The following is a 14431-nucleotide window of genomic DNA, read 5'->3' as shown; positions in this document are numbered from 1 at the left end:
CATAATGTTGAGCCATGGCATAGCTTAGGGCAACATCGACCAGTGTCGCGGAAAGCGTTCTTTCATGTCCGAAGCCGAAGTCTCCCGATCCACATGGCAGTTTGCCAGGCCCGAGGACGACGACCAACCCAGCCTGCGCGAGGTCAATTCCTCCATCGCCGTGCCGAGTTCGGGCGTCTGGTTCCGCCGCCTGTTCGCCTTCCTGGGGCCGGGCTACATGGTCTCGGTCGGCTATATGGATCCGGGCAACTGGGCGACCGACCTCGCCGGCGGCGCCCAGTTTGGCTACACGCTGCTGTTCGTCATCATGCTGTCCAACCTGATGGCGATCCTGTTGCAGGCGCTGGCGGCGCGGCTTGGCATTGCCACCGGCCGCGATCTCGCCCAGGCCTGCCGCGCCTATTATCCCCGCCCCGTCAATTTCGTGCTGTGGATCGCCTGCGAACTGGCCATCATCGCCTGCGACCTGGCCGAGGTCATCGGCACCGCGATCGCACTGCAGCTTCTGTTCGGCATTCCGTTGGTCGGCGGCGCCATGCTGACGGCGCTCGACGCCTTCCTGGTGCTGCTCCTGATGAACAAGGGGTTTCGTTACCTCGAAGCCTTTGTCATCGCGCTTTTGATCATCATCTTCAGCTGCTTTGCCATCCAGATCTTTTTCGCCGCCCCGCCGGCCGGCTCGATCCTGCATGCCATGTTCGTGCCGTCATCCGAGATCGTCACCAACCCGGCTATGCTCTACATCGCCATCGGCATCATCGGCGCCACCGTCATGCCGCACAATCTCTATTTGCACTCCTCGATCGTGCAGACCCGTGCCTATGAACGCACCGACAAGGGCAAGCGCGACGCCATCAAATGGGCAACCACGGACTCGACCATCGCCCTGATGCTGGCGCTGTTCGTCAACGCCTCGATCCTGATCGTCTCGGCCGTCGCCTTCCACGGCACCGGCCACCAGGATGTCGCCGAGATCGGCCAGGCCTTCGAGCTGCTGTCGCCGCTGCTTGGCCTCGGCATCGCCTCGATCCTGTTCGCCGTGGCGCTGCTCGCCTCCGGCCTGAATTCGACGGTGACGGCGACACTGGCCGGCCAGATCGTCATGGAAGGCTTCCTGCGCCTGCGCATCCCCAACTGGGCACGCCGGCTTCTGACGCGCGGCATCGCCATCGTCCCGGTGGTGGTGGTCACCGCGCTCTATGGCGAAAAGGGAACCGGCCAGCTGCTGGTGTTCAGCCAGGTCATCCTGTCGATGCAGCTGCCCTTCGCGGTCATCCCGCTGGTGCAGTTCGTGTCCGACAGGAAGAAGATGGGCAACCTCGCCATTCCGCGCGGCGTTGCCGCGCTCGCCTGGGTGGTCGCGGCCATCATCCTGGTGCTCAACTTCAAGCTGCTCTACGACACGATGTTCGGGGTCGGCTGAGTCCCGCCTCGCCGGGAAATCGACGCCTCCTGCCACCAAGTGGTCTCGCGACAAACCGGCAATCCGCACTATCATCCTGCGCACCATGAGCAAGATCGAAGATGTCAGGAAATTCTACGCCCGGCTGATGGCGGCCAATGCGGCTTCGCCCGACCCGCGCCTGGAAGCGGTTTTCGCCAGCGTGCCGCGTGAAGCGTTTCTCGGTCCCGGGCCGTGGACGGTCATCGCCAACGGCGGCAAGATCATCACGCCGAGCGCCGATCCGGCTCACATCTACCAGAACGTGCTGGTGGCGCTGGACGCCGACAAGGGCATCAACAATGGCGAGCCATTCCTGCATGCCATGTGGATCGGCAAACTTGCGCCAAAACCCGGCGAGGCCGTCTGTCATATCGGCGCCGGCACCGGCTACTACACCGCCCTGCTGGCCAGGCTGGTTTTATCAGGCGGCACCGTCACCGCTTTCGAGCTGGACGAAAAGCTGGCCGGTCTCGCGCGGCAAAACCTCGAGACCTATGGCAATGTGACGGTCGTCCATGGCGATGCCGTCACGACGCCCTTGCCGCCGTCCGACATCATCTATGTCAACGCCGGCGTCGCAACACCCCCGGCCGGATGGCTGAGGGCCTTGCGCCCCGGCGGCCGCATGATCTTTCCCTGGCGCCCGGCCGAGCGCGTCCCTCTGGCGGTCCTGGTGACCCGCACCAAAAAGGGCTTCGCCTGCGATCCGTTCATGCGCTCGTGGTTCATCCCATGCTTCGGTGCCTCGGCTGCGGACCTCGCGGCGAAAATCCCGACGCGCAACCAGGCCGCCCGCAGCCGCTCGATCTGGCTGACGCGGGACAAGACGCCGGACCGCACCGCGACAGCGATCTTCGGCGACGTCTGGTTCTCATCGCGCAGCCTCGATGCCAAGCCTCACGATTGAACCACCGATGGCGGCTTTGCCAAAAAATCCGCATGGCGCTGTCGGACCGGCGGCCGGTCGCCCGTCCTTGGGCTGAAGTCCGGCCACGACGGCGTGGATTGAATTAAAGGGAGAGTAGGATGAGAAAGATCATCGCCGCGACATTCGTCAGCCTCGACGGCGTCATGCAGGCGCCGGGCGGGCCGGAAGAAGATCCGGTCGGCGGCTTCAAGTTCGGCGGCTGGACCTTCCATTACTTTGACGAGGTGGCGGGCGCGGCAATGGAGGAACTGTTCTCCAAACCCTTCGACCTGCTGCTCGGCCGCAAAACCTACGACATCTTCGCCGCGTACTGGCCCTATCAGAAAGATCCGATCGCCGATGCCTTCAACCCCGCGACCAAATATGTGGCGACGCATCGGCCTGACACACTCACCTGGCAGAACACGCAATCGCTTGGGGCGGATATCGTCGCGACGCTGCGCCGCCTCAAGCAGGAAGATGGACCTGACCTGCTCATCCAGGGATCGGGCAATCTGATCCAGACGCTGCTCGCCAACGGGCTGATCGACGAGATCCGGCTGATGATCTTCCCGCTGTTGCTGGGCAAGGGCAAGCGATTGTTCGGCGATGGCGCGATGCCGGCCGCCTTCAAGCTTGTCAAGTCGCAGACTTCCAGCACCGGCGTCATCATGGCGACCTACGAGCGCGCGGGCGAAATCGAGGTCGGCTCCTTTGTCACGGGCGAGCCATCCGACGCCGAACTCGAGCGGCGCAAGAACTGGAAGTAGCGGGACGGCCTTGCCACCTTTCCTCTCCCTACGGACGGGGGAGAGGAAACCAAGTTCTCTCAAGCCGCCTGTGGCCGCCGCGTCAGCCCATCGCGGATATGGCGCGCGAACTCCTGCGCGGCGGGACCGATGCCATGCTTCGGCAGGTGCAAATTGATGGCAAAATTCGGCAGCGGCGGCAGCCCGGACTCGAGAGGCAAGATGTCGAGATCGGCCGGCACGGTGGAGGCCAGCCATGTGGTGACGGCGAGGTCCGAGCGGACCGTCGCCGTCGTTGCGTCGATGTTGCCGTTCTCGAACACGGTGCGCCATTCCAGCCCATGCTCGCCGAGCGCCGACAGCACCGCTGGCCGGAAGGCGCAGGTATCGGCGACGATCGACACCGGCAGCGGCCGCTTGGCGCGGGCAACGCCACCCTTGGCGCCAACCCAGACCAGCCGGTCTATGGCCAGGCACTCGCCGGCCGACGGGCCGACCCGCTCCTCTATCACCGCGAGGTCGATGGTTCCGGCCGCAAGTGCCGCGGCCAACTCCGGCGACGAGGCGCAGACCAGCGAGATTTCGACCTGCGGATAGGTCTCGGCATAGGTCTTCAGCACCGGCGCCAGCAAGGTGCCGACAAGATCGTAAGGCACGCCGAGCCGCACCTGGCCGGCCACCGGGGTGCCCACCATGTCGGCCCAGATCTCGTCATTGAGGCCAAGCAGGCGCTTGCCCTTGCCGAACAGCCGTTCGCCGGCGCGCGTCAGCCGCAAGCCGCGCCGGTCGCGTTCGAACAGGATCGAGCCGAACGCCTCCTCCAGCCGCTTGACCTGCTGGCTGACGGCGCCTTGCGTCAGATGCAGCGCGTTGGCGGCCGCCGTCATGCTGGCCTTGTCGGCGACGGTGACGAAGGTACGGATCAATGCCATGTCGAGGTTTCGGATCATGGTCGGCATTATGCTTGCTAATGCCGACCATGGCAAACATTGCATTTACTGAAGTCGATGCGCAGCTACGATGGCAGGCCTCCGACAGAGGAAGCTGCATGTTCGAGCCCATCATCCCCCTCGTCCTGTTTGCGATCGTCGCCACCACCACGCCCGGCATCGCGACGACATTGTCGACGGCATCCGGCGCGCAGTTCGGCTTTCGCCGTTCCGTTCCCTTGCTGGTCGGCAGCGCCGCCGGCCTCGCCACCGTGACGGGCGCCGCCGCCGCCGGGCTCGCCGGTCTGCTGCTTGCCGTGCCCTCGCTGCAACTGGCGATGAAGATCGCCGGCTCGCTCTATCTCGTCTGGCTGGCGATCAGGATCGGCCGCAGCGGGCCGCCCAATCTGGACGTGGCCATGGCCAGACCGAACAGCCTTCTCGGCGGCGCCGGCATTCAGTGGATGAACCCCAAGGGGTGGGCGATGGGGCTGGGCGCAGCGGCCTCGTTCGCGGCTCTCGCCAGCGGCCCGCTGCAGCTTGCGCTTTTGCTCGGCGCCACTTTCGGCCTCGCCGCCGCCGCATCCCTGTCGCTGTGGTGCGTCGCCGGCATGCTGCTTGCAAAACTGCTCAAAACCGAGTGGCAATGGCGCGCGCTCAACATCGTGCTGGCGCTGGTGCTCGCCGCCTCGATCATCCCGATGTGGCGGACGCATTAGAAACGTCGGCCTTGCAGAACCTGGGTTTCTTGCCCCGCTACGGCATGCACACATTTCCAAGCAGCTGGTCCTTGGCGACAGCGTGCATGGCAGCTTGGCGCATGCATTGTCTTATGCGGCGCCGGTCGACCCCCACTCCGTCTCGGCTTCGCCGAGCCACCTCTCCCCCGATCGACGGGGTAGAGGAAAGACGCCAAGCTTTTTGCCGTCAACGCTTGTCCAGCAACGCTCCCTTCCTTTCCCTCCGGAGGGGGGAAAGGTGGCGCTGCGAAGCAGCGACGGATTGGGGGAACCACGTGGTAATCAAGCCTCTGGCCGATCAGTCACGCCACTCACAGAAGATACGTGCATAGCGTAGCGCCAGAGCGGGGGACAGACGTGGCTTCAAACCCCGTAGCGCGCCGCCGGCTTGTTGGCGTGCAGGCTGCCGAAAAAGCCCTGCCTGGCGCCGAGGAAGGCATCAAGCTTGGCCGCATCGGCAAGCCCAGGCGCGGTCACGGCTTCGCCCCTGGCCAGGCCGACAAGCGCGGCATCGACCAGATCGTCGGCGCTCATCACGATCTCCTGCGGAACGTTGTTGATGTCGCTTCCGGCGGCTTCCCAGAAATCGGTCCGGGTCGCCCCCGGCAGCACGACCTGCACCGTCACCTCGGTCCCCGCGACTTCGCGCTGCAGGGCCTCGGTGAAGTTGACGACATAGGCCTTGGTGCCGCTGTAGATGCCACCGAACGAGGTGTCGAAGGCAAGCACCGAGGCGATGTTGACGATGGCGCCGCGATTGCGCGCGATCAGGCCGGGCAACACGGCGCGGGTCAGCCGCGTCAAGGCGATGACATTGACCTTGATCATGCGCTCGGCGACATCGGCGTCCGCCGTCGCGACCACTTGCGCACCGCCTAGGCCGGCATTATTGACCAGCAGCGTCACGCTGTCGTCGCCGGCGATCGCCTGCTCGACGCGGCGGACGTCATTGTCGTCGGCGAGATCGGCGCTGATCACGCCGACCTTGCGGCCGTATGCATAACGCAGCGTCTCCGCCAGTTCCTCGAGCCGGTCGGCGCGCCGCGCCACCAGCACCAGATCATAGCCCTGCCCCGCCAGCCGGTCCGCATAGACCGCGCCGATGCCCGACGAGGCTCCGGTGACGACCGCCGTGCCCTTGTTGCTCTGTCTACTCATTGTCCTGTTCCTTCTTCGATTGATTTGCCTGGCTGCTAGCACCGTGGGCAATCGCCCTCGCCTTGCCGGCAAAGCCCTCTGATTTCATTTAGTGGCATATACCACTAATATCGAAGTAGGCATATGCCACTATCTTGTCAATGATCGCGTCGGAGATTATTTGTGGGACTGCGATCCGACATCACGCCGCCGTCGCCGAGGGAAACATCATGTCGAAAGACGCCCTGCCCGGCCTGACGCTCTGCAACAACGCGCTGCTGCGGCGCGCGGCGCGCAAGCTTGGCCAGTTCTACGATGACGTGCTGGCGCCGTCGGGGCTGAAGGCCACGCAGCAGGGCCTGCTCTACCAGATCCATATCGGCGACGAGCCGACGATGGGCGCCATTGCCGCCGCTTTGGTCATGGACCTGTCGGCGCTCGGCCATACGCTGAAGCCGCTGATCCGCGACGGCTATGTCGAGACCATCGCCGACCCCGACGACCGCCGCATCAAGCGGGTGCGGCTGACGCCTCGGGGCCTCGTCAAGCTCGATGAGGTCATGAAGCTCTGGCACGTCGCCCAGCAACGTTTTGAGGACGTGGTCGGCAAGGATCAGGCGGCAAGCCTGCGCGCGGCGCTGGACGGCATCGCCGCGCTGGATTTCGATCTGCCGCCGGCCGGCTGAGCAATCTCAGGAAAAGTGTGAAACGGTTTTCCGTCCGGAATTGCGTCAAATAGATCGGTTCCACGTTTCCGTGAAACGGTGACCGATCTAGCTGGCCGGCATGACACACAGACCCTATTCCGCCGGCATGGCGACCGGCCTCGCCAGCATCCGGCCGGCGAGCACGATGCCGAGCCCGACGACCGGGAAGGCCGCGGCGACCAGCCCGAGATCGGCCGGCGCGCCGTAGCGCAGCACGGCACCTCCGACAACGGCGCCCAGCGCCACGCCGAGATAGAGCGCCGAGCCGTTGAGCGACAGCACGATCGGGGCGGCGTCTGGCGCCAGCTTGATGATGCGGCTGGCCTGCGCCGGCGGGAACGCCCAGCCGACGATGCCCCACGGCACCATCATCGCCATCAGCGCCGGCCCGGCAATATGCTGCGGCAGGAAGGTCGGGATGACCGAAAGCATCACCAGCATGGCGGCGCTCAGCGTCAGCGACCAGCCGACGGTGCGGGTGGCGCCGAAACGGTCGGCCGCCTGCCCACCTGCAATGTTGCCGATGACGGCGCCGACGCCGAAGGCGAGCAGCATGCCGGGCAGCGCGATCTGGCTGAGCCCGCCGCCCTCGATGGCAAGCGGCGCGACGTAAGCAAAGACGGTGAAGGCGCCGGTCAGCGCCAGCAACGTCGTCACGAGGATCGGCATCACGCCGGGACGCATGGCCGCGGCAAGCCGCCGCCTGAGCGGCAGCCTGGTGCCGACGATGCCGCGCGGCAGCCGGTACCACAGGATGGCGCCGGCGAGCGCGCCAAGCCCGGCGATGGCGTAGAACGTGCCGCGCCAGCCTGCGAAGGCCGCCACCAGCGCACCAAGCGGCGCCCCGACGGCGACGGCCACCGTGGTGCCGCCGACGACTACGGCAATGGCGCGGGCGCGGTGGTGGTCATCGACAAGCGCCACCGCCGTGCCCTGCGCGGTCGCCGCGAACAGGCCCGACGACAGCGCCATGACGACGCGCGCGATCAACAGAAGTTCGAAGGAAGAGCTCATGGCCGCGGCAATGTTGCCGATGACGAAGAACACCAGCGTCCACAGGATGACGCGCCGCCGGTCCCATTCGCCGGTCAGCGTCGCCAGGATCGGCGTGCCGACCGCATAGGCGAGCGCGAAGGCGGTGATCAGCGTGCCGGCCAGCGGAATGGAAATTCCGGCATCCCGGGCGATGTCGGGCAGAAGGCTGGAGATGACGAAGCCTTCGGTCGAGATCGTGAACGATCCGAGCGCAAGCCAGAAGAGGCGCTTGTCCATGGCTGATATCCTTAGTTCAAAAGTTATTGAACAATTGGACATAACAGGGCATGTTGTCAATGAAGCCAGGGGAAAATAGCTGAACCGTCCTGACAGCCCTGTGTCAGCATGGATCGCGAAACGGAGAAGCAGTGTGTGCGGCCACGGCGGGACTGACGCGTTGAAATCGGCAGGAACTGTGCTTAGGTTCCAGCCATGACCTTGCCTCACCCCAACACCGACCAGATCAGCCTGCCCATCGTGCTCGGCGTGCTGGGCGACCCGACGCGCCTGGCGATCGTGCGCTATCTCGCCAGCAAGGAAGGCGTGCCGCTGAACTGCAGCCAGTTCCTCGATCTCGGCTCGAAGACCAATCTCAGCTATCACCTCGCCAAATTGCGCGAGGCCGGCGTCACCCGCGCCGAAGTGGTCGGCACCAGCCGGATGATCACGCTGCGCCGCGCCGACCTCGACGCCCGCTTCCCCGGCCTGCTCGACAGCGTCATTGCCGCCGCCGGAGACGATCCGGCGCTGCCGGCGGTCGGCGGCCACGACCTCGAGATTTCTGCCTAACCTTTTCCTCTCCCTCGCGAAGCGGGGGAGAGGTGGCCGCGCAGCGGCCGGAGTGGGGGCTGCACGAAGCTGCGGTCTTCTTCTAAATCCCGAGAGGCGGCGCTAAGCCCCTCTCCGTCTCGGGCTTCGCCGAGTTACCTCTCCCCCTCTCCCGTGGGGGCGAGGAACCCAGGTCCTGCAAGTCCCCGTCCCCGACCCGTCATCGGTCAACCCACGGAGCTCCCCTAATGCGCATCGCCGTCCTCGCCGATATCCACGGCAATGTCCTGGCGCTGGAGGCAGTGCTCGAGGATCTGCGCCGGCGCGGTGGCGCCGAGCTGACCGTCAATCTCGGCGACAGCGTTTCCGGCCCGCTGTGGCCGCGCGAGACATTTGAGCGGCTGCAGGCGCTCAACCTGCCGACAGTGCGCGGCAACCATGACCGCCGCGTCGCCGCCGATCCGGCCGACGAGACCATGTGGGCTTCGGACGCCTATGCGCAGGAGCGGCTGACAGAGGCGCAGCGCCAGGTGCTTTTCGCACAGCCCCTCACCCTGGAAATCGCGCCCGGCATCATCGCCTTCCACGCCCGCCCCGACCATGACGAGAAATACCTCGCCGACGCAGTCGTCGACGGGCAACTGTTGCGCGCGCCGCTGGCGGCGATCCGGCGGCGGCTGAAGGCGCTCGACCCCGCCTGCCGCATCGCGCTGTGCGGCCACAGCCACCGCGCGGAGCTGATCCGCGTCCCCGACGGTCCCATCATCTTCAATCCGGGCAGCATCGGTTGCCCCGCCTATGACGATGCGACGCCCCCGGCGCATGTTTCCGAGCAAGGCTCGCCGCATGCGCGCTACGGCATCGTCACATTGGGTGGCGCCGGCCAGCCCGACCGCTTCGATTCCATCGCCGTCGACTACGATCACGAAGCGGCCGCGCGCCAGGCCGAACAGGCGGGACGGCCGGAATGGGCGCACGCCCTCAGGACGGGGTTCATGCCCGGCTGAATGCCCTTGCATTCATGCCGCCAGGCTGAGCGAAGCTCATGCCGGGCTGAATGCCCTTGCATTCATGCCTCAGGCTGAAACTTGTTTCATGCCCGGCTGAACGCTCTTGCGTTCATGCCGCCCAGGCTGAGCGAAGCTCATGCCAGGCTGAACGCACTTGCGTTCATGCCCCCCCGCTGATCCGGGTCAAACCGGGCCGACACAGACCCCGGAATTTTCGGGCTTACATGGCGCCGTATCGTCCCTTATAAAATCGTCCGGGCATGTGGCGCGGCTCCCCCCTGCCGCCGCATGGTGTCTTGATTATCAGCGCACGGCCACATGATGAGGCGCACAGTTACCCTCCGAACAACCCTGCATGCGCTGATTGCCGCCCCGTTGCTGATGGCGGCATCGCCGATCATTGCCCCCGCGCTGGCCGAAGAAGCGCAGGACATCGTCATCTCCATCGTGACTGGCCTGGCGCCGAACGATCTCCTCAATGTCCGCGTCGCCGCATCGGCGATCGCCAAGGTCGAGATGCGGCTGGACGCCGGCGCCAGCGTCACCAATCTCGGCTGCAACGACGTCAACGGCCACAAATGGTGCAAGATAGCGGCCACCGACAACCCGAAGCTGAGCGGCTGGGCGCCCGCGCGCTACCTGATCCCCCTCAATCCGGCCACCTATGTCGAAGCCGCCGACGGGTCCGCCGCCGCTTCCAGCCAGCCGGCGCCGGCACTGCCGCCAGACCTCTCGGCGCGGCTGGGTGGCGAGGGGCAGGCCGTCTCCGAATCGCCGATGAAATCCGCCGCCATCACCGCCATGCAGGATGCCTACGGCCTGGCGCTGGCAGCGAATGAAACCCCGCCGACCGGAGAGATCCAGGATCCCGCGCCAGCCCAGCCGCAGGATGCCGCCGCCCTTGCCTCCGGAGCCGTGGAAATCCCCTGCGCGCGCTATGTCGGCCAGCCGATGACCGGCTGCCAGGCGAGCGTCACCCGCAACGGCTCCGACAAGGCCGACGTGACCGTCACCTGGCCCGATGGCGGCACGCGCATAATCTCCTTCTCCGCCGGCCTGCCCACCGGCTCGAACGCCGACAGCGATTTCCGCTTCACCCGCGAGGGCAGCCTGAACATGATCCGCGTCGGCGTGTCCGAACGCTTCGAGATCCCGGATGCGGTGGCGTTTGGAGACTAGGGATTAGGCAGTAGGCAATAGGCAGTAGGGGTGTACGTTCAAGGCGCTTGAAAAGCCCTACTGCCTACTGCCCAATCCCTACTGCCTAATCCCACTGCCTAATCCCTCATTTTCGGGGTTACATCGGGCGAACTCTTCCCTATAAGGCCCTCCTAGCCTGATACCAGAATCGCGAGCACAACCGGCCGGGTCTTCCCGTCCCGGTTTTTTGTGCAAGCCGCCCGCCGAACGGACCTACGCCATGCCAAGACGCACCGACATCAAGTCGATCCTGATCATCGGGGCCGGCCCCATCGTCATCGGCCAGGCCTGCGAGTTCGACTATTCCGGCACCCAGGCCTGCAAGGCGCTGAAGGAAGAAGGCTTCCGCGTCATCCTGGTCAATTCCAACCCGGCCACCATCATGACCGACCCGGAACTGGCCGACGCCACCTACATCGAGCCGATCACGCCTGAAGTGGTGGCCAAGATCATCGCCAAGGAACGGCCCGACGCCCTGCTGCCGACCATGGGCGGCCAGACCGCGCTCAACACCGCGCTGTCGCTGCGCCGCATGGGCGTGCTCGACCGCTACAATGTCGAGATGATCGGCGCCGACGCCACGGCCATCGACAAGGCCGAGGACCGCGCGCTGTTTCGCGAGGCGATGAAGAAGATCGGGCTGGAAACGCCGAAGTCGATGCTGGCCAACGCCACCGACGTCAAGAACGCCGACCGCAAGACGCATGAGGCCGAGCGCGCGGCGCTGAAGGCCGAGAAGCCCGAGAACCTCGACGCCGCGCTCGACGCGCTGGAAACGCGCTGGAACCTCGGCGAAGGCGACCGCAAGCAGCGCTACATCAGCCACGCCATGGCGATCGCCGCCCAGGCGCTCGACCATGTCGGCCTGCCCGCCATCATCCGCCCCTCCTTCACCATGGGCGGCACCGGCGGCGGCATCGCCTACAACCGCGCCGAATTCTACGACATCGTCCAGTCCGGCCTCGACGCCTCGCCGACCACCGAAGTGCTGATCGAGGAAAGCGTGCTCGGCTGGAAGGAGTACGAAATGGAGGTCGTCCGCGACAAGGCGGACAATTGCATCATCGTCTGCTCGATCGAGAACATCGACCCGATGGGCGTGCATACCGGCGACTCGATCACCGTCGCCCCGGCGCTGACCTTGACCGACAAGGAGTACCAGATGATGCGCAACGCCTCGATCGCGGTGCTGCGCGAGATCGGCGTCGAGACCGGCGGCTCCAATGTGCAGTTCGCCGTCAATCCGGCCGATGGCCGCCTCGTCGTTATCGAGATGAACCCGCGCGTCTCGCGCTCGTCCGCCCTGGCCTCCAAGGCGACCGGTTTCCCCATCGCCAAGATCGCCGCCAAGCTCGCCGTCGGCTACACGCTGGACGAGCTGGAGAACGACATCACCGGCGGCGCGACGCCCGCTTCGTTCGAGCCGAGCATCGATTACGTCGTCACCAAGATCCCGCGTTTCGCCTTCGAGAAATTCCCCGGCGCCGAGCCGGTGCTGACCACCGCCATGAAGTCGGTCGGGGAAGTCATGGCCATCGGCCGCACCTTCCAGGAATCGCTGCAGAAGGCTTTGCGTGGTCTCGAAACCGGCCTGACGGGTTTGGACGAGATCGAGATCCCCGGCATCGGCCACGGTGCCATGGCGGCCAACCATGCCGACGACCGCAACGCCATCCGTGCCGCCCTGGGTACGCCGACGCCCGACCGGCTGCGCATGGTGGCGCAGGCGATCCGCATGGGCACGTCGCTCGAAGACGTGCACGCCATGTGCAAGATCGACCCGTGGTTCCTCGAACAGATCGCCGGCATCCTGGCCATGGAAGCGCGCATCCGCGAGCATGGTATTCCCGAGGATGCCGTCAATCTGCGCATGCTGAAGGCGATGGGCTTCTCCGATGCCCGCCTCGCGTCGCTGACGAAGACCGACGCCGAAGTGATTGCGAAGATTCGTGAAAAGCTCGACGTTCATCCGGTTTATAAGCGCATCGACACCTGCGCGGCCGAGTTCGCCTCGCCCACCGCCTACATGTACTCGACCTATGAAGTGCCGTTCGCCGGCCACCTCGCCAACGAGGCGAAAGTGTCGTCGCGCAAGAAAGTCGTCATCCTCGGCGGCGGTCCCAACCGCATCGGCCAGGGCATCGAGTTCGACTATTGCTGCTGCCACGCCGCCTTCGCGCTGCGCGACGCCGGCTATGAAGCGATCATGATCAACTGCAACCCCGAGACCGTGTCGACCGACTACGACACCTCGGACCGTCTCTATTTCGAGCCGCTGACGGCGGAGGACGTGCTGGAGATCCTGCGCGCCGAACAGGCCTCTGGAGAGCTGGTCGGCGTCATCGTCCAGTTCGGCGGCCAGACGCCGCTGAAGCTGGCCGACGCGCTGGAAAAGGCCGGCATCCCGATCCTCGGCACCTCGCCCGACATGATCGATCTGGCCGAGGACCGCGACCGCTTCCAGAAGCTGCTGCACAAGCTCGGCCTGACCCAGCCGAAGAACGGCATCGCCTATTCGGTCGAGCAGGCCCGCCTCGTCGCCGGCGAGCTCGGTTTCCCCTTGGTGGTGCGCCCCTCCTATGTGCTGGGCGGCCGCGCCATGCAGATTATCCATGACGAAAGCATGCTGCAGTCCTACCTGCTCGACACCGTGCCCGGCCTGGTGCCGGAGGACATCAAGCAGAAATACCCCAACGACAAGACCGGCCAGATCAACACGCTGCTCGGCAAGAACCCGCTTTTGTTCGACACCTATCTGTCGGGCGCCATCGAGGTCGATGTCGACTGCCTCTGCGACGGCAAATCGACCTTCGTCTCCGGCATCCTGGAGCACATCGAGGAGGCCGGCATCCATTCGGGCGACAGTGCCTGCTCGCTGCCGGTGCACTCGCTGCCCTCGGAGCTGGTCGACGAGCTGGAGCGCCAGACGGCAGCCCTTGCCCGCGCGCTCAACGTCGGCGGCTTGATGAACGTGCAGTACGCGATCAAGGACGGCACGGTCTATGTGCTGGAGGTCAACCCGCGCGCGTCGCGCACCGTGCCCTTCGTCGCCAAGACCATCGGCCGTCCGATCGCCAAGATCGCCGCCCGCATCATGGCCGGCGAGACGCTGGAAGACGCCTTCGCCCATTACGGCGCCATGCCCGACCCCAGGAACCCCGGCCACATAGCGGTCAAGGAAGCGGTGTTTCCCTTCGCCCGCTTCCCCGGCGTCGACATCCTGCTCGGGCCGGAAATGCGCTCGACCGGCGAGGTCATGGGCCTCGACCGTGACTTCGCGCTCGCCTTCGCCAAGAGCCAGCTCGGGGCGGGTGTTGATCTCCCCCGCGCGGGCACGCTGTTCGTCTCGGTGCGCGACGAGGACAAGAAGGGCATCCTGCCGGCGGTCAAGCGCCTGGCCGGCCTCGGCTTCAAGGTGCTGGCCACCTCGGGCACGCAGCGCTTCCTCGCCGAAAACGACGTCGTCGCCGAAAAGATCAACAAGGTGCTGGAAGGCCGCCCCCACATCGAGGACGCCATCCGCAACCGCCAGGTGCAGATCGTCTTCAACACCACGGACGGCCAGAAGGCGGTGTCGGACTCCAAGTCGCTGCGCCGAGCCACGCTGATGCAGAAAGTGCCGTACTACACGACGCTGTCGGGCGCGGCGGCGGTGGCGGAAGCGATCGCGGCGCTGAAGGCGGGAAGCCTGGAGGTCAGGCCGCTGCAGGAGTATTTTGCTTAGGGGTTAGCTCTCTTCTCCCCGTCACTATACGGGGAGAAGATGCCGGCAAGCAGATCAGGGGCAGCGCTAATCAAGCCCATC

General features: G+C 65.6%; 12 protein-coding genes. 9 read left to right on the top strand and 3 right to left on the bottom strand.

What is annotated here, in order from left to right:
- The first annotated feature begins 64 nt into the window (after positions 1 to 64).
- The 3 genes from NR193_RS26795 to NR193_RS26785 all read left to right on the top strand — a co-directional run bounded on the left by NR193_RS26795 (position 65) and on the right by NR193_RS26785 (position 3121).
- Positions 65 to 1423 carry an Nramp family divalent metal transporter gene (locus tag NR193_RS26795; RefSeq protein ID WP_256753719.1) on the top strand — a complete coding sequence of 453 codons (1359 nt, stop codon included), beginning with the start codon at positions 65 to 67 and terminating at the stop codon, positions 1421 to 1423.
- An 85-nt stretch (positions 1424 to 1508) separates the two neighbouring features.
- Complete coding sequence (locus tag NR193_RS26790; RefSeq protein WP_256753718.1) at positions 1509 to 2351, top strand: protein-L-isoaspartate O-methyltransferase; 843 nt, start codon at positions 1509 to 1511, stop codon at positions 2349 to 2351.
- A 119-nt stretch (positions 2352 to 2470) separates the two neighbouring features.
- Positions 2471 to 3121, top strand: coding sequence for a dihydrofolate reductase family protein (locus NR193_RS26785; RefSeq protein WP_256753717.1), 651 nt, complete (start codon positions 2471 to 2473; stop codon positions 3119 to 3121).
- Between the two features lie 59 nt (positions 3122 to 3180).
- Here the strand turns inward: NR193_RS26785 and NR193_RS26780 are convergent, their stop codons facing one another.
- Complete coding sequence (locus NR193_RS26780; RefSeq protein ID WP_256753780.1) at positions 3181 to 4050, bottom strand: LysR family transcriptional regulator; 870 nt, start codon at positions 4048 to 4050, stop codon at positions 3181 to 3183.
- Between the two features lie 98 nt (positions 4051 to 4148).
- Between NR193_RS26780 and NR193_RS26775 the strand changes: the two genes are divergently transcribed.
- The gene (locus NR193_RS26775; protein WP_256753716.1) at positions 4149 to 4748 is read left to right on the top strand and encodes a LysE family translocator; all 600 of its coding nucleotides are present in this window, start codon (positions 4149 to 4151) and stop codon (positions 4746 to 4748) included.
- A gap of 384 nt (positions 4749 to 5132) precedes the next feature.
- Here NR193_RS26775 and NR193_RS26770 read toward each other — a convergent pair whose 3' ends face one another.
- Positions 5133 to 5927 (bottom strand): SDR family oxidoreductase, encoded by a 795-nt coding sequence (locus NR193_RS26770; RefSeq protein ID WP_256753715.1) that lies wholly within the window; start codon positions 5925 to 5927, stop codon positions 5133 to 5135.
- Between the two features lie 209 nt (positions 5928 to 6136).
- Between NR193_RS26770 and NR193_RS26765 the strand changes: the two genes are divergently transcribed.
- On the top strand, positions 6137 to 6592 hold the full coding sequence (locus NR193_RS26765; RefSeq protein ID WP_256753714.1) for a MarR family winged helix-turn-helix transcriptional regulator: 456 nt from the start codon (positions 6137 to 6139) through the stop codon (positions 6590 to 6592).
- Between the two features lie 114 nt (positions 6593 to 6706).
- Here the strand turns inward: NR193_RS26765 and NR193_RS26760 are convergent, their stop codons facing one another.
- Complete coding sequence (locus NR193_RS26760) at positions 6707 to 7885, bottom strand: MFS transporter (protein ID WP_256753713.1); 1179 nt, start codon at positions 7883 to 7885, stop codon at positions 6707 to 6709.
- A 195-nt stretch (positions 7886 to 8080) separates the two neighbouring features.
- Here NR193_RS26760 and NR193_RS26755 point away from each other — a divergent pair, with 195 nt between their 5' ends.
- The 4 genes from NR193_RS26755 (at position 8081) to carB (ending at position 14350) form a co-directional block, all read left to right on the top strand.
- Positions 8081 to 8437, top strand: coding sequence for a helix-turn-helix transcriptional regulator (locus tag NR193_RS26755; protein ID WP_256753712.1), 357 nt, complete (start codon positions 8081 to 8083; stop codon positions 8435 to 8437).
- Positions 8438 to 8664: 227 nt separating this feature from the next.
- Positions 8665 to 9423, top strand: coding sequence for a metallophosphoesterase (locus NR193_RS26750; protein ID WP_256753711.1), 759 nt, complete (start codon positions 8665 to 8667; stop codon positions 9421 to 9423).
- Positions 9424 to 9744: 321 nt separating this feature from the next.
- Positions 9745 to 10605: an SH3 domain-containing protein gene (locus NR193_RS26745; protein WP_256753710.1), complete on the top strand. Its 861-nt coding sequence runs from the start codon at positions 9745 to 9747 to the stop codon at positions 10603 to 10605.
- Between the two features lie 241 nt (positions 10606 to 10846).
- On the top strand, positions 10847 to 14350 hold the full coding sequence (gene carB, locus NR193_RS26740; RefSeq protein ID WP_256753709.1) for a carbamoyl-phosphate synthase large subunit: 3504 nt from the start codon (positions 10847 to 10849) through the stop codon (positions 14348 to 14350).
- The last annotated feature ends 81 nt before the right edge of the window (positions 14351 to 14431 follow it).

Source organism: Mesorhizobium sp. Mes31 (assembly GCF_024519675.1).
Lineage (GTDB): Bacteria > Pseudomonadota > Alphaproteobacteria > Rhizobiales > Rhizobiaceae > Mesorhizobium.
This window is presented reverse-complemented; position numbering and strand designations above follow the sequence as displayed.

Excerpts from the sequence above, each read along its gene's own strand:
- NR193_RS26770 (WP_256753715.1), bottom strand. The coding sequence starts at position 5,927 with ATGAGTAGACAGAGCAACAAGGGCACGGCGGTCGTCACCGGAGCCTCG.
- carB (WP_256753709.1), top strand. The coding sequence starts at position 10,847 with ATGCCAAGACGCACCGACATCAAGTCGATCCTGATCATCGGGGCCGGC.
- NR193_RS26785 (WP_256753717.1), top strand. The coding sequence starts at position 2,471 with ATGAGAAAGATCATCGCCGCGACATTCGTCAGCCTCGACGGCGTCATG.
- NR193_RS26755 (WP_256753712.1), top strand. The coding sequence starts at position 8,081 with ATGACCTTGCCTCACCCCAACACCGACCAGATCAGCCTGCCCATCGTG.
- NR193_RS26775 (WP_256753716.1), top strand. The coding sequence starts at position 4,149 with ATGTTCGAGCCCATCATCCCCCTCGTCCTGTTTGCGATCGTCGCCACC.
- NR193_RS26750 (WP_256753711.1), top strand. The coding sequence starts at position 8,665 with ATGCGCATCGCCGTCCTCGCCGATATCCACGGCAATGTCCTGGCGCTG.
- NR193_RS26745 (WP_256753710.1), top strand. The coding sequence starts at position 9,745 with ATGATGAGGCGCACAGTTACCCTCCGAACAACCCTGCATGCGCTGATT.
- NR193_RS26795 (WP_256753719.1), top strand. The coding sequence starts at position 65 with ATGTCCGAAGCCGAAGTCTCCCGATCCACATGGCAGTTTGCCAGGCCC.
- NR193_RS26780 (WP_256753780.1), bottom strand. The coding sequence starts at position 4,050 with ATGATCCGAAACCTCGACATGGCATTGATCCGTACCTTCGTCACCGTC.
- NR193_RS26765 (WP_256753714.1), top strand. The coding sequence starts at position 6,137 with ATGTCGAAAGACGCCCTGCCCGGCCTGACGCTCTGCAACAACGCGCTG.
- NR193_RS26760 (WP_256753713.1), bottom strand. The coding sequence starts at position 7,885 with ATGGACAAGCGCCTCTTCTGGCTTGCGCTCGGATCGTTCACGATCTCG.
- NR193_RS26790 (WP_256753718.1), top strand. The coding sequence starts at position 1,509 with ATGAGCAAGATCGAAGATGTCAGGAAATTCTACGCCCGGCTGATGGCG.